The organism is Asanoa hainanensis (assembly GCF_900188485.1).
Lineage (GTDB): Bacteria > Actinomycetota > Actinomycetes > Mycobacteriales > Micromonosporaceae > Asanoa > Asanoa hainanensis.
Map to the genome: position 1 here is coordinate 221,464 of NZ_FZPH01000009.1, position 24,019 is coordinate 245,482.

Here is a 24,019-nt window from a genome sequence, read left to right on the forward strand (position 1 = left end):
CTGCCTCCGTGGGGTCAACCCGCGAGGGTACGCAGGTAGGCGAGGTTGTCCCGGGTGCGCTCCGCCAGCGGTAGCGCCGTCGAGAAGTCTTCCACGGTCACCCAGCCGTCGTAACCGACCTCCCGCAGCGCCGTGAAGTACGCCCCGAGGTCCGCCTGCCCTTCGCGCAGTGGCGCCCAGTCCGCCGCCCACGCGGTCGAGCCGTCCGGGCGGGACCCGACCGGCCGCCAGGCGACGTTCTTCACGTGTACGTGCGCGAGATACGGCCCGAGCAGCTCGAACGCCGCGCGATGGTCCTCGTGTCCCTCGATGACCAGGTTGCCGACGTCGTGGATGACCGCGACGTGGGCCGGGTCGAGCCCGTCGACCAGGCGGAGCGCGGCGGAGGCGGACGCCGCGATGGTGCCGTGGTGCAGCTCGACCAGCGCGGTGACGCCGTGTCCCGCCGCTCGCTCCGCCGCCCAGGTCAGGTCGTCGCGGGTCGCCGCGAACAGCTCCGGATAGGGTGCGGTGCCGAGCTTGGGCATGGTCACGCGGACCCGGCCTGCGCCGAGCGCCGCCGTCGCCGCTAGCACGCGCTCGATGTCGTCGTGGTCGCCGGCTGGCACATAGGCGCCGAGGCCCGAGAAGTCGAGCCCGGCCTCGCGGGTGATCCGGGAGATCTCCGGCAGGCTCTCCTCCAGCCCGCGCAGCGGCCAGGTGGCGCGGTTGCCGGCCCAGAAGCCGGGCGTGGCAGCGTCGTCCTGGTCGGTCACCCGCCACTCGACGCCGTCCCAGCCCTGCGCGGCCAGTTCCCGCGCCGCCTCCGCCGGTGTCCATTGTGGTGTCGAGGCGGTGAAGACCGAGAAGCGCATCAGGAGACCTCCGCGACCTTGACCGGGCGGCCGAGAGTGGCCGACTCGTATACCGCGTGCACCACCGCGACCGCGAGCAGCCCGTCGCGCAGCCCGACCCCGGGTGGCCGCCCCCCGTCGATGGCGGCCACCAGGTCGTCGTACTGGCGCAGGTGGCCCAGCACGAAGCTGTCCGGCGGCTTCGGCGCCCCGCGCAGCTCGCTGACCGGCACCGCGTCGGAGGCTTTGGCCGGCCCGGCGTCGGCGTGCAGGTATTCCAGCTGGTCGTCGTGGATGACGGCGGAGCCCGCGGTGCCGTGGAGCTGGAGCCGCACGCCGATGCCCGGGTTGCCGGCGGTGGTGGCGTGCAGCGTGGCCAGCGCTCCGGACGCGAACCGCAGCGTGGCCACGGCGACGTCCTCGACCTCGATGTCGTCGTGCGCGAGCCGGGCCGTGTACGCGAACACCTCGACCGGCTCGCCGAGCAGCCAGAGCAGCAGGTCGACGGTGTGCACGCCCTGGTTCATCAGCGCGCCGCCGCCGTCCAGGGCCTGGGTGCCGCGCCACGTGGCTGAGTCGTAGTAGGCCTGCGCCCGCCACCACGGCACCGTGGCGACCGCCGAGGTGAGCCGGCCGAGGCCGCCGCCGTGCGCCGCCGCCGCGACCGCGACGCTGGCCGGGTCGAACCGGTGCTGGCTGACGACGGAGGCGACCAGCCCGCGCGCGGCGAACTCGTCGGCGCGGTCGGCGAGCCGGCGGGCCGGGCCGAGCGCGGCGTCGAGCGGCTTCTCCACGAGCACGTGCGCGCCGGCCGCGAGGGCCTGTTCGGCGAGGTCGGCGTGCAGGCCGGACGGCGTGCAGACGGTGACAAGACCACCGGGGGTGAGCGCCCCGGCCAGGTCGGCGAACGCCTCGGCGCCTGCGCGGCCCGCGAGCCTCTCTCTGGCGACGAGGTCGGTGTCGACAACGGCGGCGACGTGCAGCCGGGGGTGGCGGAGCACGGCGTCGACGTGGGTCTCGCCGATGATGCCGGCGCCGACGACGGTGACAGGGATGGTCATCTGATCTCGACTCCGATCTCGTTGGTGAGCGCGGCGAACGCGCGGGCGGCCCGGCCGAACTCCGCCGGACCCGAGAACCCGCCGGTGGCGTGCTGCATCGCGAGGTGCGGCTCCAGCGAGGCGAAACCGGCATAGCCGTCGTCGCGCAGGGCGGTCAGGGTCGCGCGCAGCTCGCCGTCGCCCTCGCCCGCAGGCACGACCTCGCCGGTCGCCGCGATCGCGTCCTTGACCTGCAGATATTCGAGGTACGGGCGGAGCATCTCGTAGCCGTCGGTGAACGGGCGCACGCCGACCTGCACGAAGTTGGCGTTGTCCCAGGCGACCCGCAGCGCGGGGGAGCCGACCGACTCGACGAGGTCGCGTACCCGGTCGGGGGTGTCGCCGTAGATCTCCTTCTCGTTCTCGTGCACCAGCACGATGTTCTCGCGCTCGGCAACGGCGGCCCACTCGCGGACGCGGCGCAGCACCTCGTCGCGGATGCTCTCGGCGGTCGTGTCCGGGGGGCGGTAGAAGGAGAACAGCCGGATGTAGCGGCAGTCGAGCCGGTGCGCGGCGGCGATCGCGCGGTCGAGCCGATCAAGCTCGCCGGCCGGGTCCTCGGTGATCTGCACCTTGCCGATCGGAGACGCGATCGCGGACACGGCCATGTCGCGCTCCGCGAGCAGAGCCGCGATCCGGTCGAGCTGGGCGGGGGAGAGGTCGACCACGTTGACGTCCCAGGCGCTGCGCAACTCCAGGTGCCGGGCGCCGAGGGCGGCCAGCACCGCGAGCTGCACCACCGGGTCCGGGTCGATCTCGTCGCCGAAGCCCGACAGGTCCCACACCGTCACCGCACGCCTCCCGTGGTCAGGCCGGCCACCAGATATCGCTGGAAGACAAGGTAGAGCGCCACCACCGGCACGGCGCAGACGAGCGCGGCCGCCATCAGCTGCCCGTACACGGGAAGCGCCCCGCCCTCCTGGCTCGCGCCGAAGATCTGCAGCTCGACCGCGGCCGTGCGGGTGTCCGGGTTGGTCAGCACCGAGGCGAACAGCACGTCGTTCCAGCCGAGCAGGAACGCGAACACGCCGCTGACCACCAGGCCGGGCCAGCTCAGCGGCGCGATCACCCGCGTCAGCACCCGCCACGGCGAGGCGCCGTCGACCCGGGCCGCCTCGTCGAGCTCCGGCGGCAGCTCGCGCAGGTACGTGACCATCACCCAGGTGGAGAACGGCAGGGCGAAGGTGAGGTACGTGATGAGCACCGCCCACCGGGTGCCGATGACGGTGACGCCCAGGGCCGTGGCGGCGCTGGCGAACAGCACGAACACCGGCAGGAGCAGCAGCGTGCCGGGGATGCTCTGCAACGCGAGCAGGGCGCGCAGCACGGCGATGCGGCCGCGGAAGGCATAACGCACGAGGACGTACGCGGACAGCAGCGCGACGAACGCGCTCACCACGGCCACCGCGCCCGCCACCAGCAGGCTGTTGACCAGGCCCCGGCCCAGGTTCGTGGTCGACCAGATCTTCGCGTAGTTGTCGAGGTGGAAGCCGTCGGGCCAGAGCGCGCCGCGGGCCACCGCGAGGTCGGAGCTGACGCTCGCGAGCGCCATGTAGGCCAGCGGGCCCAGCACGACCAGCAGCAGCACGGTGAGCACGGCCGCGCGCAGCGGCGCCGGCAGCAGGCGGGCGACCTCCTCCGAGCGGGCCCTCACCGCTGGCCCCGGCCGGTGTCGAGCCGCACCGCGCGCAGGTAGACCGCCATCGGGATGGCCACCAGGACCAGCGAGACGACGGCCATCGCGACGCTGAGGCCGAACTCGAAGTTCTGGAAGCTCTCCACATAGGTCAGCACGGGCAGCACCTCCACGTCGTACGGGCTGGGCACGCCGAAGAGCACGAACGGCAGCGTGAAGCTGTTGACGTTGTGCAGGAACGAGATGACGAGCGCCAGCGAGACCGGGCCGCGCAGCTGCGGCAGCACCACGTGGCGCAGCTTGGCCCACCAGCCGGCGCCGTCCAGCGCGGCGGCCTCGTGCACGGTGACGTCCAGCGACTGCAGGCCGGCGGCGGCCAGCAGGTAGACCAGCGGCCAGCCGGCCCAGAGCTGCACGATGACCAGTGCCCAGAAGCTGCGCGGCCCGTTGAGCCAGAGCCCGCTCGTGCCGAGCACCTCGTTGGCGACGCCGTCGGGCTGGAAGATGATGCGCCAGGTGCTGCCGACCACGAACGCGGGCAGCACGTACGGGACGAGCAGGACCGAGCGGACCAGGCCGCGGCCCTTGAAGCGGTCCTGGGTGGCCACGGCGGCGGCCAGCCCGATCGGCAGGCAGCCGACGGTGACCAGCGCCGAGTAGCCGACGCTCAGGCCGATCGCGTGCACCAGGTTGGAGTCGCGGACCGCCTCGACGTAGTTCTCGAAACCGATGAACTCGGCGCCGACCCACTCGCGGATCGAGTACTGGTCGAGGTCGAGCAGCGAGATGTAGAGGGCGAGCGCGAGGGGGACGACGATGACCAGGAGGGTGAGCACGCCGCCCGGCAGGAACATCCAGAGTGGACGTCCCTGCCGGGTGACGGTCCGGCGCCGCGAGGTCACTTCGCCTTGTCGAGCGCCTGCTGCGCCTTGGTCTGGGCCTGCCCGAGCAGGCCGGTGAGCTTGGCGTCGTCGACCTTGCCGGCGGACAGGTCGGGGATCGACTGGACGACCACGTTGGTCAGCTCGAGCTGCACCGCGCTCCAGCCGCCGGTGAACGGGGTGTTGAGCGACTTGCCGGCCGAGTCGACGATCGCGGCCAGGGCCGGGTCGCTGCCCAGCGCCGTGGCGGCCGCCTGGTTGGTCGGCAGCTCACCGAACGTCTTGTAGTAGCTGGTCTGGCTCTCCTCGCTGGTCAGCAGCTTGACCAGGGCCAGCGCGAGGTCCTTGTGCTTGCTGTATTTCGCGACCACCACGTTGTCGCCGGAGAGGATGCTGGTGGCGGCCACGCCGCCGGCGGGCAGGCTGGTCGCGCCGGGCGGGATCGTCGGCATCACGGCGTACGCGTATCTCCCGGCGACCTTCGACTTGTCGAGGCTCACCTTGGAGCTCGCGGAGACCATCGGCAGGTACGCCGCCTTGCCCTCGCCGAACGCGGCGATCGCCTGGGCGTTCTTCCAACCGACCGCGGCCGGGTCGACCACCTTGTCGGTGGCCAGCCAGCCCAGGTAGGCCTCGTAGGCGGCCTTCGTGTTCGGGCCGTCGAGCGCGGCCTTCCCGTCCTTGACGACCGGGGTGCCGGCCTGCGTGGTCATCGCCCAGATGAACTTCCAGGGGTCGAAGCCGTCGGCATAGCCGATCGCCAGGCCGTACGCGCCGTCCTTGGTGAGCTGCTTGGCCTGGTCGCGCAGCCCGTCCCAGCTGTCGGCCGGCTTGTCGATGCCGGCCGCGGTCAGCAGGTCCTTGTTGTAGGCCATCACGAACGGCCGGCTCGCGAACGGGATGCCGACCTCGTGCTCCTGGTCGGGCCCGGAGATGCCCAGCGTGGCCGGCAGGAACCGCTCGCGGCCACCGACCTTGTCCCAGTCTTCCTTGGTCAGTTCGACGAACGCGCCCGTGGCGTACGCGGTCGGGGTGAAGGTCGTGCCCAGCGCGTAGACGTCGGGGCCCTGTCCGGAGACCACCGACGTCTGGATCTTCGTCAGCTCGTCGTTGGCGGAGGCGAACGTCTCGAACCGTACGCTGGCGCCGGTCTCGGCCTTGAACTTGTCGGAGACCTCGGTGAACCACGCGCGCTGCTGCTCGGGGTAGATGTTGTTGACGCCCATGAGCATGGTGAGCGTGACGCCGGAGTTGTCGCCGGAGGCTGGGTCGTCGTCGGAGCCGCAGGCCGTCAGGGTTGTGCTCAACAGGAGTGCGCCGGCGAGTGCGGCGAGTTGTCGTCTGTTCATCGGAACTCCTCGGGGCGGCGAGGTCGATGTGTGATCCCCGGACGCTAGCCACGGCCGTTCCGCGGTGACAACCGTTTGCCATGTGTTGCCATCGATGGTTGGCTGTGGCTCGTGGAGAGCGGACGCCGCCGGCCGGTCACCATCGCCGACATCGCCGCGGCCACCGGTGTGGCCGTGTCGACGGTCTCGCGCGCCCTGTCGCGGCCGTCCCGGGTGAGCGCCGCGACCCGCGAGCGGATCCAGGCGGTGGCGCGCGCGATGGACTACGTGCCGCACCCGCCGGCCCGGGCGTTGGCCTCCGGGCGCACCAGGACCGTCGCGCTGGTGGTCTCCGACGTGACCAACCCGTTCTACTTCGGCATGATCCGCGGCACCCAGCAGCAGCTCAAGGCGGCGGGCTACGCGCACCTGTTGATCGACACCGAGGACTCCGCCGACCACGAGGTGGAGATGCTGCACGCGATGCGGCGCTCGCTCGACGGCGCGATCCTCGGCGCGTCCCGGCTGCCCGCCCGGGCACTGGTCGCGTTGGCCGGCGAGATCCCGCTGGTCACCGTCAACCGCAACGTCCGCGGCGTGCCGAGCGTCGTGATCGACACTCCCGCGGGCATCGCCCAGGCGGTCGAGCACCTCGTCTCCCTGGGCCACCGCGACATCGTGTACGTGTCGGGCCCGACCCAGTCGTGGTCCAACCAGGCCCGCTGGCAGGCGATGCGGGTGGCGCTGGAGCGGCACGGGCTGGGCGCGCAGCGGGTCGGCCCGTTCCCGTCCGGCCGGGGCTCGGGCACCGCGGCCGCCGACGCGGTGCTCAACAGCGGCGCGACCGCCTGTGTCGCGTTCAACGACCTGTTCGCGCTCGGCATGCTCACCCGGCTGCGGGAGCGCGGCGTGCGGGTGCCGGCCGACCTGAGCGTGGTGGGCTGCGATGACATCTTCGGCGCCGACTTCAGCAACCCGCCGCTGACCACGTTGGCCGCCCCGATCGAGCAGGCCGGCCGGATGGCGGTGTCGCTGCTGGTCGCCGGCCTCGACCCGCGCGCGCCACAGCCACAGCGCCGCGCGGTGGTGCTGCCGACGTATCTGACCGTCCGGGAGTCGACGGGACCGTTGACGAGTTAACTCTAGCTATATAGAGTTAGCGCATGGTCCGCAGCCGACGTCCTTCCGCACAGACCACGGCCGTCGTCCTGGCGCTGGCGTCATCGCCGGCCGCCTGGCGCTACGGCTACGAGCTGTGCCAGCAGCTCGACCTCAAGCCGGGCTCGCTCTACCCGATCCTCATGCGCCTGACCGACCGGGGCCTGCTCGAGGCGACCTGGGAGACCGACGGCCCCACCGGCCGCCCACCGCGCCACCTCTACCGGTTGACCGGCTCGGGTCGTTCGCTGGCCACGGAGCTGGCAGCGGCCCCGTCGCCGCCGTTGCGCACGGGGTGGCAGGGCGCATGATGCTGCTGGTGGCGTGGACGGTGGCCTACGGGGTCGTGCTCGCGCTGGTCGACTCGCGTCCCGGAGTTGTCTCCGTGGTCGTGGGCTGGGCCGTCGTGCCACTGCTGTGGATCGCGCTGAAGCAGTTCCGCTGGGTTTTCGGAAGGGTGCCGCGGCTGACCGATCCCGCGGCCCAGCTGCTCTCCGCCGCGGTGGCGGCGCTGCCCGCCGGCCGGCAGGGGTGGGGCCGGGCGATGCTCGCGGAGCTCGCCTCCGTGGAGGGGCGGGCGGCCCGCTGGCGGTTCGCGCTCAGCTGCGTCCGGGCCACGTTGTCCCTGCCGCCGGCTGGTGGCTGGCCGGTGCTCGCCGCGGTGGTCGCCCTGACGGTGGCCGCGGTCGCGACCGTCGGCCGCGCGGCGACGCCGACGTTGACGGTGTTCGCGATGACGTTCGCGGGGCTGGTCGGCGCGCTGGTCGTGCTGGCCGTCGCCCGTTCGCACCGCCCCCGGCTCCCGCTCCCCGCGGTCGTGGTGACCCTCGGCGTGGCCTCGGCGATCGCGGCGACCGGCTGGTTCCTCCAACGCGAGCCCACCGCCAACCTGCCCGCACCGGCAGCGGTGTCCCTCGCGGCCGCGCTGGCGGGCTGCCTCCTGGTCGCCTTCGATGGCGGCCGCCCGGTCCGCCTCGCCCCGGTCGCGGGCGTCGTGTTCGCGTTGTGGTTCCTGCTGTCGAACCGGGTCGGAGAGCCACCGGCCGTGCTCGTGCCGGTGCTGGGCGCGACGCTGGTGCTGTTGCCGATGGCCGCGTTCTTCCTACCCGCCTTCCTGGCGGGCCGCGCGGCCCACTCGTGGTGGGCGGGCCTTCGAGCCGCACTGTGGACGCTGGCGGTCGCGACGCCGCTCACCTACGCGGTGTGGCTACCCGAGGCGCTACGACGCCACGCGATCGACGGCCGAACCCTCGACGGCGAGCTGATCGCACCGGCCGCCACGAACCTGTCCGACGCCCTCGTCTTCTGCCTGGCCATCTTCCCGATCCTCGGCCTCGTCGTCGGCCTGGCCGGCGCGGGCCTTGGGGCCCGGGACGGTCGTCAGGGCGGGCCGCGGACGAACAGCGTGGTCCAATAGACGGCGGCTATGCGGCTGTCCGTGAGGCGGCCCATCGAGGTCGGCACACCGTCGCAGCCCAGTTCCTCGCGGGTCCACCGGGCGTCGTTGGTGACCAGCCACGCGGCGGCGCACTCGCGGGTGCCGCCGGACTGGTCGCTCTCGCTTTCCTCGCCCGTGCTGCTGACGGCGAGCAGTCGCCCGTCCAGCAGGACGGTCGCGGCCGTGAGCATCCGGGCGTCTGCCTCGGCCGCCGCGTCGTCCCGCTGCCACACCTCGCCGTCGGCCGAGGTGAGCACCAGGGCCGAGCCGCGGACGTCGCCGTCGGTGCCGCCGAGGGCGACGAACCGTCGGCCGTCGTGTACGACGGCCCGCCACGGGGTCGTCGGCGTCGGCACGGTCGGGGCGCCGCCCCGCCGCCCCGCCGCCCCGCCGCCCCGTCCTGCACCACCAACGCCCCACCCACCGCGACCGCCAGCACTGCCGCTGCCGCACCGATGGCGACCCCCGTCGACCTGCGCACCGCGTCAGCTTGCCAGCGCGGGCGGGCGGGGCCCATGAGCCCGGGTACTCAGTGCGCGCCGCGTAGCCAGTCGGCCGCGCTGCGCAGCACCGCCGCGTGTCCGGGCGAGGCGTAGGAGCGCAGGTCGTGCCCGAACGCGTCGTAGACGACCCGGCCGCCGCCGACCTCGCGCGCCCAGATCGCGGGTCCGCCCGCGTGCGCGTACACCGGCTGGAGGTCGTCGACCAGGTCCAGGTCGGTGTATCGCTCGTCGACCACCTCGAAGTCGCCTAGGTCGTCGGCGATCGGGTGGGCTACCTCGGTGCGCCGGACCAGGCTCGGCTCGATGTCCGGGTGGAACGTGCGGCCGTGCTCCCAGACCGCCCCGATCGTCGCGCGCCACGACGGCTCGCCGGGGAACGCGACCGCCGCGCTGTGCATGGCGAGCAGCCCGCCTCCGCCGGCCAGGAAGGTGGCCACGGCGGCGGCGAAGACGGCGTCCTCCGGAACCGGTTCGAGCCGGTACGCGGTCGCGTTGACGACGAACAGGCAGGCGCCGTCCAACGCCGTCTTGAGCTCGTCGACCTCGGTCACGATGTGCGCCGGACCGACCAGGTCGGCCAGGGCGGCGCTGGTGGCCGGCAGGTCGTGCCAGGGGTCGGCGTGGTCGCCCTGCCCCGAGAAGATGACCGTGTCGCGCTGCATGGGCGACCTTTCGATGATCGGCGAAGTTCGAAACCGAGGCTAGCTCCGCGCCGGCGCCCTCGCTCGCCTGGTGCATCCGGGCGTCAGGCCCGGTCGACCGCCCGCGGCGCGGACGTCTCCGCGCCGTGGCCGTCGGCATCGGTCGACCCGTCCGGCGGGACGTCGGTGGCAGTGGCTCGGCCGCCGAGCGACACGCCGGTCAGCAGTGCCGCGAAGCCGAACAGCACTGCCACGGCCATCAGGGCCCGCAGCACCGTGATCTGGTCGCCGAGCAGGCCGAGCAGCGGGGGACCGGCGAGGAACGCGCAGTAGCCGATCGTCGCGACCACGCTGACCCGCCCGGCCGCCCGGTCCGGGTCCTCCGCGGCGGCACTCATCCCGACCGGGAAGCCGAGCGCGGCGCCCAGGCCCCACAGCAGCGCGCCGGCCAGGGCCAGCGGCAGCACCGGCGCGAACACGAATAGGGCGGTGCCGGCGAGGCCCGTGACCGCGAGGGCGCGCAGCACCGGGACCTTTCCGTACCGGTGCAGCAGCCACGGGCCGCACCAGCGCCCGATGGTCATCGCGGTCAGGAAGGCCGCGAAGGCCAGCGTGCCGATGGCCGGCGCCGCTTGGTGGCCGTCGACCGAGGCGATCACGATCCAGTCGTTGCCGGCTCCCTCGGCGAGCGTGAACGCGAGCACGAACAGTCCGATGAGGATGGTGCGCGGCTCGCGCCACGCGCCGAACCCGGTCCGGGCCGCGGGTGCGCCCGGCTCGGCGCGGTCCGGCAGGAAGCGGCGCGCGTAGCCGGGCACGACGGTGGCGACCAGCACGGCGATGGCGGTGAGGTGCACGGCCACGGGCACCTTCAGGGCGACCATCGCGGCACCGACCAGCGCGCCGACCACGGTGCCGACCGAGAAGCCGGCGTGCAGGCGGGACATGATGGTCCGGTCGAGGTGCCGCTCCACCGTCGTGCCCTGGAGGTTCATCGCGACGTCCCAGGCACCGGTGCCGACACCGAGCACGAACAGACCGGCCACCACAGGGGGTACGCCGACCAGGGCGCCGAACGCGGCGGTCGCGAGACCGACGGCGAACAGCACCGCGCTGACCTGGACGACCCGGCGGGAGCCGAAGCGGGCGACCACGGGGCCCGACAGGATCAGCGCGAGCACCGAACCGGCCGAGCCGGACAGCAGCGTCAGGCCCAGCCCGGCGGGGTCGAGGTGGAGCTGGTCGCGGATCTGGGGTATCCGGGCGAACAGGCTCGCGAAGGCGAGGCCCGACGCGCCGAACGCGATGAACGTGGCGGACGTGGCGCGGCGGACGGCTGTCACCTGAGCCGGCCGTCCGCCGCGTCCCACGCGGTCGCGTCGGCGCGCGGCTCGAAGCGGCGCAGCTCGTGCGTCTCGCGGACCAGCTCGCGCAGCGCGGCCAGGTCGCCCCGGACGGCACCGGCCGCGCGGGCCTGCACCAGCACGTTGCCGACCGCGGTGGCCTCCACCGGGCCGGCCAGCACGGGCAGGCCGCAGGCGTCGGCGGTGAGCTGGCAGAGCAGGGCGTTGCGGGCGCCGCCACCGACGAGGTGCACGACGGCGATGTCCTTTCCGGACAGTGCTGCCGCCGCCCGCACCGCACGGCGGTGCGCGATGGCCAGACTGTCCATGATGCACCGGACCAGTGCCGGCCGCGTCGCCGGCGGGGACTGCTCGGTGCGCCGGCAGTACGCGGCGATCCGGTCCGGCATCGCGCCCGGCGGCAGGAAGACGGGGTCGTCGGCGTCGACGACGGCGCCGAACCCCGGTTCGTCGGCCGCCGCCCGCAGCAACGCGTCGAGGTCGGGGTCGCCCCATTCCCGCAGGCATTCCTGGAGCAGCCAGAGGCCCATCACGTTGCGCAGGTAGCGGATCGTGCCGTCGACGCCGCCCTCGTTGGTGAAGTTGGCCAGCCGGCTCGCCTCGGTGAGCACCGGCGCGTCGAGCTCGACGCCGACCAGGGACCAGGTGCCGCACGAGATGTACGCGAAGTCGGTGCCGTCGGCCGGCACGCCGACCACGGCCGACGCGGTGTCGTGCGAGCCGACCGCGACGACCTCGGTGGGGTAGGGGAGTCCGGCGTCGGCGCGCACCGGGCCGATCCGCTCGCCCGGCCGGCGCAGCGGCGGCAACAGCCCGGCGGGCAGCCCCGCGTCGGCGACCAGCTCCGCCGCCCAGGCCCGGGCGCGGACGTCGTACAGCTGGGTGGTCGAGGCGTTGGTCTCCTCGGCGCCGAGCTCACCGGTCAGCCAGTACGCGATCAGGTCGGGGATCAGCAGCAGGTGCCGCGCGGCGGCGAGCTGCGGTGTGCCCGTTGACGCCGCGAGCTGGTAGAGCGTGTTGAACGGCAGCTGCTGGAGCCCGGTGGTGGCGTAGAGGCGCTGCTCGCCCAGGCGCTCCGCGGTCGCCCGCCAGCCGTCGGTGCGGGCGTCGCGGTAGTGCACGGGGTTGCCGAGCAACGCCCCGGTCGCGTCGAGCAGGCCGTAGTCGACCGCCCACGAGTCGATCCCGACGCTGTCGACGGGGCCGGCGGCGCGCAGGCCGGCCAGCACGCCGGCGTGCAGCGCCAGCACGTCCCAGTGCAGCGTGCCGGCGGCGCGCACCGGCTGGTTCGGGAACCGGTGCGCGGTCGCCAGGTCGAGGCGGCCGGCGCCCACGCGGCCGACCACGACGCGACCGCTGGACGCGCCGAGGTCGACCGCGGCGAACGCGCTCACCGCAGGAACGCCGCGGCGACGCCGGCGTCGACGGGGACGTGCAGGCCGGTGGTGTGGGACAGGTCGCCGGCGGTCAACGCGAAGACGGCGTTGGCGACGTGTTCCGGGAGGACCTCGCGCTTGAGCAGGGTGCGTTGGGCGTAGTAGGCGCCGAGCTCCTCTTCGGGGACGCCGTAGACGGCGGCGCGCTTGGCTCCCCAGCCGCCGGCGAAGATGCCGGAGCCGCGTACGACGCCGTCAGGGTTGATCCCGTTGACCCGGATGCCGTGGGCGCCGAGCTCGGCGGCCAGGAGGCGGACCTGGTGGGCCTGGTCGGCCTTGGCGGCGCCGTAGGCGACGTTGTTGGGGCCGGCGAAGACGGAGTTCTTGGAGGAGATGTAGACGACGTCGCCGCCCATGTTCTGGTCGACGAGGATGCGGGCGGCCTCGCGGGCCACGAGGAAGGAGCCGCGGGCCATGACGTCGTGTTGCAGGTCCCAGTCGGCGTCGGTGGTCTCCAGCAGCGGTTTGGAGATGGACAGGCCGGCGTTGTTGACGACCAGGTCGACGCCCCCGAACGCGCGGGCGGCGGTGTGGAGGGCGGCGACGACGGCGGCCGTGTCGGTCACGTCCGCCGTGACGGGGAACGCGACGTCGGTCGTGCCGAGCTCGGTGGCCACCCGGGCCGCCGCGTCGCCGTCGCGGTCCGCCACCACCACGCAGGCGCCCTCGGCGGCCAACCGGTGCGCGATGGCGCGGCCGATGCCGGAGCCGCCGCCGGTGACGAACGCGACCCGGGTCGCCAGAGGCTTCGGTTTCGGCATGCGCTGGAGCTTGGCTTCTTCCAGGGCCCAGTACTCGATGCGGAACTTCTCCGCCTCGTCGATCGGGGCGTAGCGGGAGACGGCCTCCGCGCCGCGCATCACGTTGATCGCGTTGACGTAGAACTCGCCGGCGACGCGGGCGGTCTGCTTGTTGGCGCCGAACGAGAACATGCCGACGCCGGGCACCAGGACGATGGCCGGGTCGGCGCCACGCATCGCCGGCGAGTCGGGGCCCGCGTGCCGTTCGTAGTAGGCGCGGTAGTCGTCCCGGTAGGCCGCGTGCAGCGTGCGTAGGCGGTCGACCACGTCGGACAGTGCCGCCGTCGGCGGCAGGTCGAGGACCAGCGGGCGGACCTTGGTGCGCAGGAAGTGGTCCGGGCACGAGGTGCCGAGCGCGGCCAGCCGGGGATGCTCGGCGCGAGCGAGGAAGTCCAACACTTCCGGGCTGTCGGTGAAATGGCCGACCATCCGGCGGTCGGTGGACGCCAGCCCCCGGATCACAGGGGCCAGCGCGGCGGCCCGTTCCCGGCGGGCGTCCTCGGGAAGCGGCTCGTGCACGACCGGGCCGAACGGCTCGGGCCGGCCGTGCTCAGCGAGGTAGGCGGCCGCCGCCTCGATGATCTCCAGCGAGTTGGCCTCGCATTCGGCGCTGGTCGCGCCCCAGGCGGTGATGCCGTGCCCGCCGAGGATCACCCCGATCGCGGCCGGGTTCGCCTTCCGGACGGCGGCGATGTCCAGGCCGAGCTGGAAACCGGGCCGGCGCCAGGGCACCCAGACGACCCGGTCGCCGAAGATCTCCTTGGTCAGGGCCGGCCCGTCCGCCGCCGTGGCGAGCGCGATCCCCGAGTCCGGGTGCAGATGGTCGACATGCGCGGCGTCGACCAGACCGTGCATCGCCGTGTCGATCGACGGCGCCGCCCCACCCCGCCCGTGCAGGCAGTAGTCGAACGCCGCGACCATCTCGTCCTCCCGCTCGACGCCCGGATAGACGTCGACCAGGGCCCGGAGCCGGTCCAGCCGCAGCACGGCCAACCCGGCAGGTGTCAGCGTGCCCAGGTCACCGCCGGAACCCTTGACCCACAGCAGCTCCACGTCGCCGCCGGTCACCGGATCGGTGTCGACGCCCTTCGCGGACGTGTTGCCACCCGCGTAGTTCGTGTTGCGCGGGTCGGCGCCGAGCCGGTTCGACCGGGCGATCAACTCTTCGACAGCGGGCACGCTCAGGCTCCCCATCCGGCGGCCTGGCCACCGACACGCTCGGCTTTGACGGTCTCGAAGTAGCCGGACCGCTTGTAGGCGGCGACCGGGTCGGGATCCAGGCCCATCTCCGCGCGCAGGTCGCGCAGCAGCGGGCGGACGTCGGTGTGGTACGCGTCCATCAGCACGTCGTTGGCCTCGAGCACGTCACCATTCTGCTGTGCGACGGCGAGCGCGTCAGCGTCCACGAGCAGCGCCTTGGCGGTGGCTTCCTGGACGTTCGTCACCGAGCGGATGACGGCCTGGATCTTCGGCTCGAGGTTGTGGCACTGGTCGAGCATGAACGCGATGCCGGCTTCCGGCCGGAGCACGTCGGCGCTCACGATCTCGCACATGATCCGGAAGAGCTGGAACGGGTCGGCCGCGCCGACCATCAGGTCGTCGTCGGCGTAGAAGCGGGAGTTGAAGTCGAACCCGCCGAGCTTGCCGGCCCGCAGCAGGACCGCGACGATGAACTCGATGTTCGTACCCGGTGCGTGGTGTCCGGTGTCGATGACCACCTGGGCCTTCTCGCCGAGGGTGAGGCAGTGCGCGTACGCGGTGCCCCAGTCCGGCACGTCGGTCATGTAGAAGGCCGGCTCGAAGAACTTGTATTCGAGCAGCATCCGCTGGTCGTCGCCGAGCCGTTCGTAGACGGCGGCGAGCGCCTCGGCGAGCCGGTCCTGCCGGTTGCGGATGCTGTCCTGGCCGGGGTAGTTGGTGCCGTCGGAGAACCAGAGCTTGAGGTCGCGGGAGCCGGTCGCGTCCATGATGTCGACGCACTCGAGCAGGTGCGCGAGGGCCTTCGCCCGGACGCGGGGGTCGGGGTTGGTGACTGAGCCGAGCTTGTAGTCGTCGTCCTGGAACACGTTGGAGTTGATCGCGCCCAGCCCGACACCGCGCTCCTTGGCGAACGCGGCCAGGGCGGCGTAGTCGTCGGTCTTGTCCCACGGGATGTGCAGGGCGACGGTCGGCGCGACCCCGGTGAACCGGTGCACGGTGGCGGCGTCGGCGATCTTCTCGTACGGGTCGCGCGGCACGCCCTCCTGGGCGAACACCTTGAACCGGGTGCCGGAGTTCCCGAACGCCCACGAGGCCGTCTCGACTCGCTGATCGCGCAAGGCCGCGAGCACGCGGCTCCGGGTGGACGGGGCAAGCTCGGTCATGTCGGGTCCTCCGTGCGCGGCCTCGTTTGTGAAACGTTTCATGCAACGGATCGAAGATATCCGTCACGGCGCGGGGGAGTCAAGGTATGAGACGTTTCAGACGGTCGCGTACGCTGATCGACCATGGCGGCGAGCATCAAGGAGGTCGCGCAGCGGGCGGGCGTGTCGCTCGGCACGGTGAGCAACGTGCTCAACCGCCCCGACATCGTGTCGCCGGAGACCCGCAAGCGCGTCCAGGAAGCGATCGAAGAGCTCGGTTTCGTCCGCAACGACTCGGCCCGGCAACTGCGCGCCGGCCGCAGCCGCACGGTCGCGATCGTGGTCCTCGACGTCTCGAACCCGTTCTTCACCGACGTCGTCCGCGGGGCCGAGTCGATCGTCGAAGGCGCCGGCGGCATGGTGGTCGTCTGCAACAGCGGCGGTGACGCGGCCCGCGAGCACCGCCACCTCGACGTCCTCGAAGAGCAACGGGTCCAGGGCATCCTGGTCACCCCGGTCAGCGACGGCAAGCAACCCCGCCTCGACCGGATCGTCACCCGGGGCATCCCGGTCGTCCTGGTCGACCGCGGGGCCGGCCTGGCCAACCAGTGCTCCGTGGCGGTCGACGACGTCCTGGGCGGCCGGATCGCGGCCGAGCACCTCGCCGAGCGCGGTCACCGCCGGATCGCCTTTGTCGGCGGGCCGCTAGCCTTGCGCCAGGTCACCGACCGCCGCACGGGCGCCGAGACCGCCCTGGCCGAACTAGGGCTCCCGGCCCCGCTGGTCGTCGAGACCCCGATGCTCTCGGTCTCCGCGGGGCGCCAGGCCGCCGACGAGATTGTCGCGCTACCGTCGACCCGCCGCCCGACGGCCATCTTCTGCGCCAACGACCTGGTCGCCCTGGGGGTGCTCCAGGCGTTGACCGCCCACGGCCTGAAGGTCCCGGACGACATCGCCCTAGTGGGCTACGACGACATCGAGTTCGCGGCGGGTGCTGCGGTGCCTCTGTCGTCCGTGCGCCAGCCGCGCGAGCAGCTCGGTCGCACGGCGGCGCAGTTGCTCCTAGAGGAGTCGACGGATCCGGAGCACCACGAGCACCGTCACGTCGTTTTCCAGCCGGAGCTGGCCGTTCGTCAATCCAGCGAGCGTAAACGGCGTCGGGTCCGATAGGCGGCCGTCCCACGATCGGTCCCGGTTCGTGTCTTCGGGTGTCTTCTCGTCGTTGGTTGCGGTCTTGGTCGGGGGAGAATGTTGTGGGTGCCGACAGGCCGCAAAGAGCGCGACCTCTATTGTCGGCACCCACAACATCCTCCCCCGCCCTGACCTACTTCACCGTCGGTCGACTCCGATGGCGGGTCGCGGGACACAGTCCATTGGCCGGCCTCCGCGGTTCGACTGCCGCATTGGTCGAGGTTGCGGGGTAGCTAATTCGCTCGCGGTGGAAGCGGGTGCTTGTGATCACCGTTCGGAGGTTCAGGGGTTCTGACTCGCCTACGTTGTGGGCGTTGAACGCGTTGCCCAATATCGGGGAGACCGCTGGCCCGAGTGTGCCGTTGCCCCTGCCGTCGGCGACTAACCCGCCGGGGGTTGTGCGGGTGCATCCTGCGACTCGTCGCCGTGGTGTGGGCCGCGTGTTGATGGGTGCGCTGGAAGAGCGTGCTCGGACGGCCAGAGTGCGCGTGCTTCACCTTGATACGGCGACCAATCAGCCGGAGGCGATGGCCTTCTACCGCGGCCTTGGCTGCCGGGAGATCGGGCGCGAGCGGCGGGCTGGGTGGGCGTGGACGTTGGCCTACTTCGAGAAGTCAGTGGCGCAGGCCGACCAGGTCGAGGTCCCAGAAGGTGTTTGAGTAGACGAAGGTTCCCGTCATCCAGGGCTCGTAGGACGACAGCTTTACCACCTGGAAGCCTGCTTCCGGGATTCGGAGCGAGGGTCTGCGGAAGCCGTGTTCGGCGGCCGGGGTGAAGCCCGTGCGGGAGTAGTAGGCCGGGTCGCCTTCTAGGAACACCAGCGGGACGCCTTGCTCGTCGAGTTGCCGCAAGCCCTCGCGGATCAGGGCTGTGCCCACGCCGCGGCGTTGCCAGTGTGGCGCCACCGGGAGGGGGCTCAGGGAGCGGACTGGGACGAGTTCGCGGGGCGCGTCCAGTAGTGCTCGGCTGAACATGATGTGGCCTACCAGTTCGTCTGGCTGCTCGGACACCAGCGAGAGCACGTCTGGATCGTCACGGCGCAGTGCTTCGACCAGCTCGGCCACGTTGTCGCCGTGCCGGCCGCCGAAAGCGGTGCGGACGACCGTAGCCACGGCATCGTGGTCACGCGCTTGCTCTGCACGAATTGGCATGGCGCGCAACGTAACCACGAGCCGAGCGGCTGCCAACCGAATAACCCGCGGAGCCCGGCCAAGACCGCAACCAACGACGAGGCGACATCCGATGAGACGGACGGGGACCGGTCGTGGGACGGACGCCGTGGTCAGCCCTTGATCGCTCCGCTCGTCATGCCGGCGACAATCCGGCGGTTGAAGAACATGAACATGATCAACGGCGGAATCGTAATCAGGAGGATGTTCATGAAGAGGAGGTTGTACTGCGACGTGAACTGGCTCGAGAAGTTGTAGAGGGTCAGCTGGACCGTGGCGTTCTGGTCGCCCGGTAGGAAGTACAGCGGGTTCACGAAGTCGTTGAAGACCGTTACCGACTGGACCACGATCACCGTGATCGCCACCGAGCGCAGCAGCGGGAAGATGACTCGGAAGAACAGGCGGAACGGGGACGCGCCGTCGATGATGGCGGCCTCGTCGAGCTCGCGGGGGATCGTCGCGATGAAGGCGCGGAACAGCAGGATCGCGAACGAGATGCCGAACGCTACCTCGACCAGGATCAGGCCCGGCATGGTGCGGAACAGCCCCAGCTTCTGCAGGACCCAGATCGTCGGGACCACGGCCGGCGGGATGATCAGGCCGGACAGCACCAGGAAGTTGATCAGGAGGTTCCAGCGCGACTTCCGGCGCTGCCAGACGTACGCGACCATGGCGGCCAGGACCACCATGATGGCCACGCTGGCCACCGTCAGGATCGTGCTGTTGATGAACGCGATGATGAGCATGTAGTCGCGGGCCTTGACCACGTCCACGAAGTTTTGCACCACCTGGAAGTTCTCGGGCCACGAGAAGTCCAGCAGCGCCGCCTGTTGGCGGTCCTTGACCGCGGTCAGCACGATGAACGCGAACGGCACCAGGAAGACCACAATGGACGCCAGGATGGCGACGGCGCTCAGCCAGTAGTTGCGCCGGGGGCGGCGGGCGGTCACAGCTCGACCTCCTTGCGCGACAGGAACCAGTAGAGCGGCAGGATGATGGCCGTCACGACCAGGAACAGGATCACGTTGCCGGCGGTGGACAGGCCGTAGAAGCCCGCCTGGTACTGCTTGTAGATGACCGACGCGATCACGTCCGAGGTGAAGCCCGGGCCGCCCCGGGTCATCGCCCAGATCAGGTCGAACGACCGGAGGCCGCCGATCAGCGACAGGATGACCACCGTGACCGTGGCCGGGCGGGCCAGCGGGAGCACGATCTTGAAGAAGCTGGCCGTCGGGCTGGCGCCGTCGACCCGGGCGGCCTCGAAGTACTCCTGCGGGATCGAGACGATGCCCGCGATGAAGATGAGCGTCGCCAGGCCCACGCCCTTCCACACGTCGACCAGGGCGACCGACAGCAGCGCGTACGACGGGTCGGTCAGCCAGCCGGGGCCCTGGATCCCGACGACGGCGAGCGACTCGTTGATCAGGCCGCGCTCCGGGTTCATCAGCACCGTGAAGGTCAGGCCCACGCCGATGGTGCTGACGAGCACGGGGAAGAAGACGACCGAGCGCAGGTAGCCGCGGCCGACGATCTGCGAGGTCAGCAACACCGCCAGGAGCAGGCCGAGCACGACCTTGAGGCCCGACGTGACCACCGCGTACACCAGGGTGTGGGTCAGGCCCGAGACCAGCGCCGGCTCGCGGAAGAAGTTGACGAAGTTGTCGAAGCCGATGAAGTGCGAGTCGAAGATCGTCCAGCGGGTCAGGCTGAAGTAGAACGACGCGAACGTCGGCACCAGGAAGAGCACGCCGTAGATGAGCGCGGCGGGCAGATAGAACCAGGAGGGGTACGGGCTGCGTTTGCGCGTGCGTCGCGCGGGCAGCTCAGTCCCTTCTCCGCGGTGCGCGCGTTGAGCCTCGATCGTCGTCATCGCACGGCCTCTCGTCGCGGACGCCGCGCGGCCCGAGGAGACCGCGCGGCGTCACATCCCTTACCAGCCCGGCAGACCGAGCTGTTGGGCCTGCTTCTCGACGTCCCGGTCGTACAGCGCGGCACCGTCCGGCGCCTTGCGGATGCCGGAACCCACCTCGACGCAGATCTGCTCGAGCGACGGGCCCTTCACCGGGGAGAGGAACTCCAGCGCCAGGCTGGACCCACCCGGCTTGTCGATGTAGGGCTGCATGTCCTTGATCGACTGTGGCACGTCGGCCGGGAGGTCACAACCCTTGACCGCGAACGGGCCGGTCGGCGGGGTGGCCTTGGCCTGCGAGGCGCAGCCGTCCGGGCTCGCGATGAAGGCGAGCAGCTTCTTGGCCGCGTCGAGCTTGGCGCCGCTCGTCGAGGTCGGGATGTAGGCGCCGCCGGGCGCCCACACGGTCAGGCCGTTGGTCGCGGCGTCGTCGCCGGGCAGCGCGAACAGGCCGACGTCATTGACCTTGTCGGGGTTGTTGATGGCGATGTTGGCGACCGCCGCCGTCAGCATCGGGTAGTGGACGCCCTCACCGAGCGCGACCATCCGCTGGCCGTCCTCGTACTTGGCCGAGGCGAAGTCCTTGTTGAGGTAGCCGGCGTCGTGCACCTCCTGCAGGTGCTGGAAGCCCTCCAGCGCCGCCGGGGTGGTCGCGTACTTGGCCTGGTTCTTCGTGTACTTGTCGGCCCAGCCCGGGTCGGCCGCCGAGATGTTGTGGAAGTCGCCGAGGATGAACAGCTGCGAGGTCCAGGTCTCCTGGTACGTCTGGATGACCGGCGCCGCCTTGCCGTCCGCCTTGATCTTCGCGTTGTTGGCCATGAACTCGGCCCAGGTCTTCGGCACCTGCAGGCCCAGGCGCTCGTACACCTTGCGGTTGTAGAGGACCGCGCCGCCCATGAACGTGCCGAACGGGGCGCCGAAGAGCTTGCCGCCCGCGCTCACCGTGGTCTTGAAGTTGTCGTCGAGCTGGCCGGCGTAGGACTGGTCGTCGAGGGCGACCAGGTTCTGCTCGGGCTTGAGGGCCTGGAACAGCGATCCGGAGTTGTAGAAGAAGACGTCACTCATGTCGCCGGTGGACAGCCGGGTCTTGACGATGTTGTCACCCTCGGTGCCCTGCGGCCGGGTCTCGACCTTGACGGTGATGTCCGGGTTCTTCGCGCTGAAGTCCTTGACGACCTGCTCGGCCGTCTTGACGGTCGCTTCCGCGTTGTCGACCAGGAGCGAGATGGCGGTCTTGCCGCCTTCCTCGCTGGAGCCGAGGCTCCCGGCACTGCACGCGGTGAGCGCGAGGGCGCTGACCGCGGCGGCCGCGCACGCCAGCAGGCGCCGCGGCTGGACGTCGAACATGGGGTACCTCCAAGAGGTGTGTATGAATCGTTTCAGTTGAAGTAACCAGACATTAACGGGAGCATCCATCGCGGTCAACCCCCGCGTGTGCTAGGCCAGCAGTGCGGCCAGTCGGGCACGGAACGCCTCGGCGCGGGGTGCGAGCCCGGCCGGTGCGAGCGCCTCGGCGATCTCGATCGCGGGCGCGTCCAGATAGGCAAGCGTGCGGCCGGCGGCGTCCCGGTCGTCGCCCGTGACCTCGAACTCCTTGGCCAGCGCGAGAACCGCGGCCCAGGTGGGCTCGTGGTCGAGCACGTCGCGCACCGTCGGGTCACCGGCCAGGATCTGGTCGCGGGGGTACGGGTCGGCGCACGCGAACTCGTGACTGCCGTGCCCGACCTTGACCGGGTCGCTGCCGTCCGGAAGGTGCACGGTCGCGGTGCTGCCCACCGGGACGCGCACGTCGAGCACGAACCGGCCGTCCGCCCTCCGCCATTCCACGGCCGCCTCCCCATAGGGCGTGAGGTGCCGCGCCGCGGCGTGGGTGATGACGGGTCCGGGCTGCGGCCGCACGGTGATCGCCCGGTAGCCCGGCGCGGCCGGTGCCAGTCCGGCGACCGTGCGATGGAGCCAGTCCGCCACCGCACCCAGGGCGTAGTGGTTGAACGAGGTCATCTCGCCCGGGTTGATCCGGCCGTCCGGCAGCATGCTGTCCCACCGCTCCCAGACCGTCGTCGCGTCCATCGTGACCGCGTAGAGCCACGACGGCACGCCGGTCTGCATGAGCAGCCGGTGCGCGACGTCGACCGCGCCGACCGAGGTCAGCGCGTCGGTGATCAGCGGGGTGCCGACAAAACCGGTGCTGATCCGGAAGCCGGAGGTACGCACCAGGTCGACCAGCCGCCGGCCGGCACCCGCCCGCTCCCGCTCGCCGGGCAGCAACGCCCATTCGAGGGCTAGCGCGTAGACGGTCGGGGCATCGCTGATCACCCGGCCGCCGTTGGTGACGTACTCGCGGGCGAACGCCTCCCGGGTCCGCGCCGCCAGGTCGGCGTAGTGCCGTTCGGTGTCCCGGTCGCCCAGCACGGCGGCGGCCCACGCGACGAGCTCGGCGGAGCGGGCCAGGTGCGCGGTCGCGATGACGTCCGGGTCGGCCTTCGCGGCGGCCGGCGCCTCCGGGGGAGCGGTCGGGTCGAGCCAGTCGCCGAACTGGAACCCGCCCGTCCACAGGCAGTCCTTGCCGGCCAGCCCGGCGAGCCGGTCGACCCAGGCGCGCATGCTGGGCAGCTGCTTCGCCAGCACACCCGCGTCGCCGGTGCGCTGGTAGAGCACCCAGGGCACGATCGTCGCGGCGTCACCCCAGGCGGCCGCGGCGGGGCGCTCGGTGCGCAGCACGTCCGGGATCACGAACGGCACCGAGCCGTCCGGGTACTGCTCGGCGGCGAGGTCGGCGAGCCAGTTCGTGAGGAAGCCGGCCGCGTCGAACAGGAACGTCGCCGTCGGCGCGAACACCTGGATGTCGCCGGTCCAGCCGAGCCGCTCGTCGCGCTGCGGGCAGTCGGTCGGCACGTCCAGGAAGTTGCCCCGGGCGCTCCACACCACGTTGTCGTGGAACCGGTTGAGCAACGGGTGCGACGACTCGAACCAGCCGGTCCGGCGCAGGTCGCTGCCGACGACGACCGCCTCGATGTCGTTCTTGTCCAGCCCGTCGACGCCGCTGACCTCCGCGTACCGGAAGCCGTGGAAGGTGAACACCGGCTCCAGGCTGACCTCGTCGGGACCCGCGAGGACGTACGTGTCGGTCGCCTTGGCGGTCTTGAGCGGGCGCACGCCGAGCTCGCCGTCTTCCAGCACCTCGGCATGGCGGATGGTCACCTCTTCGCCGGCGGCCAGGCCCCGGACCCGCAGGCGGACCCAGCCGACCAGGTTCTGGCCGAAGTCGACGAGGGTACGGCCGGACGGCGAGGTGGAGACCGTCACCGCGGACAGGATCTCGGTGACCCGCACCGGCGGGCCCTCGGGCGCGACCAGCCGGCCGAGGTCGGCGTCGAGCACGTCGACCGGGTCGGTGGTGTCGGCCGGGCGCGCGGGGCGGCGCAGGTCGGTGCGCTGGCCGTCGTAGTTGTCGTTGGCCAGCACGTCCGTCTCGCCGGCCGTCCAGCTCTCGTCGGTGGCGAGCGTGTGTGTCCGGCCGTCGGAGGTGGTCACCTCGAGCTGGGCGAGCAGCGCCAGCCGTTCGCCGTAGAGCGCGCGCCCGCCGCGCCAGCCGAGCCGGCCGCGGAACCACCCGTTGCCGAGCGCCACGTCGAGGGTGTTGGCGCCGCTGTGCAGCAGACCCGTGACGTCGTACGCCCGGTAGCGCAGCCGGTTGGGGTAGCTCGTCCAGCCGGGCGCCAGCTCGTCGTCGCCGACCCGCTGCCCGTTGAGCTCGGCGCGGTGCAGGCCGTGGCTGGTCACGTAGAGGCGCGCGCTGGTGATCTCGCCGGGCACGTCGAGGCGCCCCCGCAGCAGCGGCGCGGGCTGGTCGGGGCCGCCGAGGGTGCGCGGGCTGACGAACCGGGCGGTCCAGTCGGCCGGGTCGAACAGCCCGCCCTCGGCGTGGGCGGGCGGGCTCCAGTCGGTCCACCCGCCCGCCGTGTCGCGGACCCGGACCCGCACCGTGACCCGCTGCCGGGACGCGATCGGCTCCGCCGGCCAGGGCACGAGGACCTGCTCGGCGGACTCGACGAGATGGGTTCGCGGCTCGCCACCGTCGACGGTGGTCTCGAGCTCGTAGGCGGCGGCCGCGAACTCGGCCGGCGCGTCGGGGATCTGCCAGGACAGGGCGGGGGTGCGGCTCGGCACGGCGAGGACGGCGCCGTCGTCGGTCCGGTGTGCGAAGCGGACGGGGGTGGGGGTGTGGGCGGCGGAGCGGACCATGGGGGCTCCCGGTGGGTCTGTGAATCGATTCAAGCATTTCATCTT

General features: G+C 71.8%; 22 protein-coding genes. 5 read left to right on the forward strand and 17 right to left on the reverse strand.

Features of this window, described 5'->3' with window-relative positions:
- Positions 1-14: 14 nt before the first annotated feature.
- The 6 genes from CHC05_RS22645 to CHC05_RS22670 are packed head-to-tail and all read right to left on the reverse strand — an operon-like array spanning position 15 to position 5,799.
- Positions 15-854: a sugar phosphate isomerase/epimerase family protein gene (locus tag CHC05_RS22645; protein ID WP_089252057.1), complete on the reverse strand. Its 840-nt coding sequence runs from the start codon at positions 852-854 to the stop codon at positions 15-17.
- On the reverse strand, positions 854-1,894 hold the full coding sequence (locus tag CHC05_RS22650) for a Gfo/Idh/MocA family protein (protein WP_089252059.1): 1,041 nt from the start codon (positions 1,892-1,894) through the stop codon (positions 854-856). The genes CHC05_RS22645 and CHC05_RS22650 overlap by 1 nt, the downstream gene beginning before the upstream one ends.
- Entirely contained in the window at positions 1,891-2,724 is an 834-nt protein-coding gene (locus CHC05_RS22655; RefSeq protein WP_089252061.1) for a sugar phosphate isomerase/epimerase family protein, read from the reverse strand. The genes CHC05_RS22650 and CHC05_RS22655 overlap by 4 nt, the downstream gene beginning before the upstream one ends.
- On the reverse strand, positions 2,721-3,587 hold the full coding sequence (locus CHC05_RS22660; protein ID WP_245871155.1) for a carbohydrate ABC transporter permease: 867 nt from the start codon (positions 3,585-3,587) through the stop codon (positions 2,721-2,723). The genes CHC05_RS22655 and CHC05_RS22660 overlap by 4 nt, the downstream gene beginning before the upstream one ends.
- The gene (locus CHC05_RS22665) at positions 3,584-4,471 is read right to left on the reverse strand and encodes a carbohydrate ABC transporter permease (RefSeq protein WP_245871156.1); all 888 of its coding nucleotides are present in this window, start codon (positions 4,469-4,471) and stop codon (positions 3,584-3,586) included. The genes CHC05_RS22660 and CHC05_RS22665 overlap by 4 nt, the downstream gene beginning before the upstream one ends.
- A complete protein-coding gene (locus CHC05_RS22670) occupies positions 4,468-5,799 on the reverse strand; it encodes a sugar ABC transporter substrate-binding protein (protein WP_089252065.1) in 1,332 nt (443 codons plus the stop codon). The genes CHC05_RS22665 and CHC05_RS22670 overlap by 4 nt, the downstream gene beginning before the upstream one ends.
- A gap of 111 nt (positions 5,800-5,910) precedes the next feature.
- On the opposite strand from CHC05_RS22670, the gene CHC05_RS22675 reads away from it, so the two are divergent.
- From CHC05_RS22675 to CHC05_RS22685, 3 genes are read left to right on the forward strand one after another with little or no spacing between them, the layout of a single operon-like run.
- Entirely contained in the window at positions 5,911-6,918 is a 1,008-nt protein-coding gene (locus CHC05_RS22675; RefSeq protein WP_218824636.1) for a LacI family DNA-binding transcriptional regulator, read from the forward strand.
- 23 nt (positions 6,919-6,941) lie between these two features.
- Complete coding sequence (locus tag CHC05_RS22680; RefSeq protein ID WP_089252067.1) at positions 6,942-7,247, forward strand: PadR family transcriptional regulator; 306 nt, start codon at positions 6,942-6,944, stop codon at positions 7,245-7,247.
- Positions 7,244-8,353 carry a hypothetical protein gene (locus CHC05_RS22685; protein WP_089252069.1) on the forward strand — a complete coding sequence of 370 codons (1,110 nt, stop codon included), beginning with the start codon at positions 7,244-7,246 and terminating at the stop codon, positions 8,351-8,353. The genes CHC05_RS22680 and CHC05_RS22685 overlap by 4 nt, the downstream gene beginning before the upstream one ends.
- On the opposite strand, the gene CHC05_RS22690 is transcribed toward CHC05_RS22685, so the two are convergent.
- The 6 genes from CHC05_RS22690 to rhaI all read right to left on the reverse strand — a co-directional run bounded on the left by CHC05_RS22690 (position 8,317) and on the right by rhaI (position 15,481).
- Entirely contained in the window at positions 8,317-8,730 is a 414-nt protein-coding gene (locus CHC05_RS22690) for a hypothetical protein (protein ID WP_089252071.1), read from the reverse strand. The genes CHC05_RS22685 and CHC05_RS22690 overlap by 37 nt on opposite strands.
- A gap of 173 nt (positions 8,731-8,903) precedes the next feature.
- Positions 8,904-9,539, reverse strand: coding sequence for a ThuA domain-containing protein (locus CHC05_RS22695; protein ID WP_089252073.1), 636 nt, complete (start codon positions 9,537-9,539; stop codon positions 8,904-8,906).
- Positions 9,540-9,622: 83 nt separating this feature from the next.
- The gene (locus CHC05_RS22700) at positions 9,623-10,861 is read right to left on the reverse strand and encodes an MFS transporter (RefSeq protein WP_218824637.1); all 1,239 of its coding nucleotides are present in this window, start codon (positions 10,859-10,861) and stop codon (positions 9,623-9,625) included.
- On the reverse strand, positions 10,858-12,276 hold the full coding sequence (locus tag CHC05_RS22705) for a rhamnulokinase (protein ID WP_089252077.1): 1,419 nt from the start codon (positions 12,274-12,276) through the stop codon (positions 10,858-10,860). Before CHC05_RS22705 ends, CHC05_RS22700 begins: the two co-directional genes overlap by 4 nt.
- Entirely contained in the window at positions 12,273-14,297 is a 2,025-nt protein-coding gene (locus CHC05_RS22710; RefSeq protein WP_245871157.1) for a bifunctional aldolase/short-chain dehydrogenase, read from the reverse strand. Before CHC05_RS22710 ends, CHC05_RS22705 begins: the two co-directional genes overlap by 4 nt.
- A 2-nt stretch (positions 14,298-14,299) precedes the next feature.
- Positions 14,300-15,481 carry an L-rhamnose isomerase gene (gene rhaI, locus CHC05_RS22715; protein WP_089252081.1) on the reverse strand — a complete coding sequence of 394 codons (1,182 nt, stop codon included), beginning with the start codon at positions 15,479-15,481 and terminating at the stop codon, positions 14,300-14,302.
- 123 nt (positions 15,482-15,604) lie between these two features.
- On the opposite strand from rhaI, the gene CHC05_RS22720 reads away from it, so the two are divergent.
- Both CHC05_RS22720 and CHC05_RS42590 read left to right on the forward strand, forming a co-directional pair.
- Entirely contained in the window at positions 15,605-16,630 is a 1,026-nt protein-coding gene (locus CHC05_RS22720; RefSeq protein WP_089252083.1) for a LacI family DNA-binding transcriptional regulator, read from the forward strand.
- 425 nt (positions 16,631-17,055) lie between these two features.
- Positions 17,056-17,310 carry a GNAT family N-acetyltransferase gene (locus CHC05_RS42590; protein ID WP_281257711.1) on the forward strand — a complete coding sequence of 85 codons (255 nt, stop codon included), beginning with the start codon at positions 17,056-17,058 and terminating at the stop codon, positions 17,308-17,310.
- Here CHC05_RS42590 and CHC05_RS22730 read toward each other — a convergent pair.
- From CHC05_RS22730 to CHC05_RS22750, 5 genes are all read right to left on the reverse strand, one after another.
- Positions 17,266-17,802, reverse strand: a complete 537-nt coding sequence (locus CHC05_RS22730) for a GNAT family N-acetyltransferase (RefSeq protein WP_089252085.1) — start codon at positions 17,800-17,802, stop codon at positions 17,266-17,268. The two genes, CHC05_RS42590 and CHC05_RS22730, sit on opposite strands and share 45 nt — an antisense overlap.
- 131 nt (positions 17,803-17,933) lie before the next feature.
- A complete protein-coding gene (locus CHC05_RS22735; protein ID WP_089252087.1) occupies positions 17,934-18,770 on the reverse strand; it encodes a carbohydrate ABC transporter permease in 837 nt (278 codons plus the stop codon).
- The gene (locus CHC05_RS22740) at positions 18,767-19,690 is read right to left on the reverse strand and encodes a carbohydrate ABC transporter permease (protein ID WP_089252089.1); all 924 of its coding nucleotides are present in this window, start codon (positions 19,688-19,690) and stop codon (positions 18,767-18,769) included. Before CHC05_RS22740 ends, CHC05_RS22735 begins: the two co-directional genes overlap by 4 nt.
- A 60-nt stretch (positions 19,691-19,750) precedes the next feature.
- Positions 19,751-21,076, reverse strand: coding sequence for an ABC transporter substrate-binding protein (locus tag CHC05_RS22745; protein ID WP_089252091.1), 1,326 nt, complete (start codon positions 21,074-21,076; stop codon positions 19,751-19,753).
- Between the two features lie 90 nt (positions 21,077-21,166).
- Positions 21,167-23,974, reverse strand: a complete 2,808-nt coding sequence (locus tag CHC05_RS22750) for a family 78 glycoside hydrolase catalytic domain (protein WP_089252093.1) — start codon at positions 23,972-23,974, stop codon at positions 21,167-21,169.
- Positions 23,975-24,019: the final 45 nt, after the last annotated feature.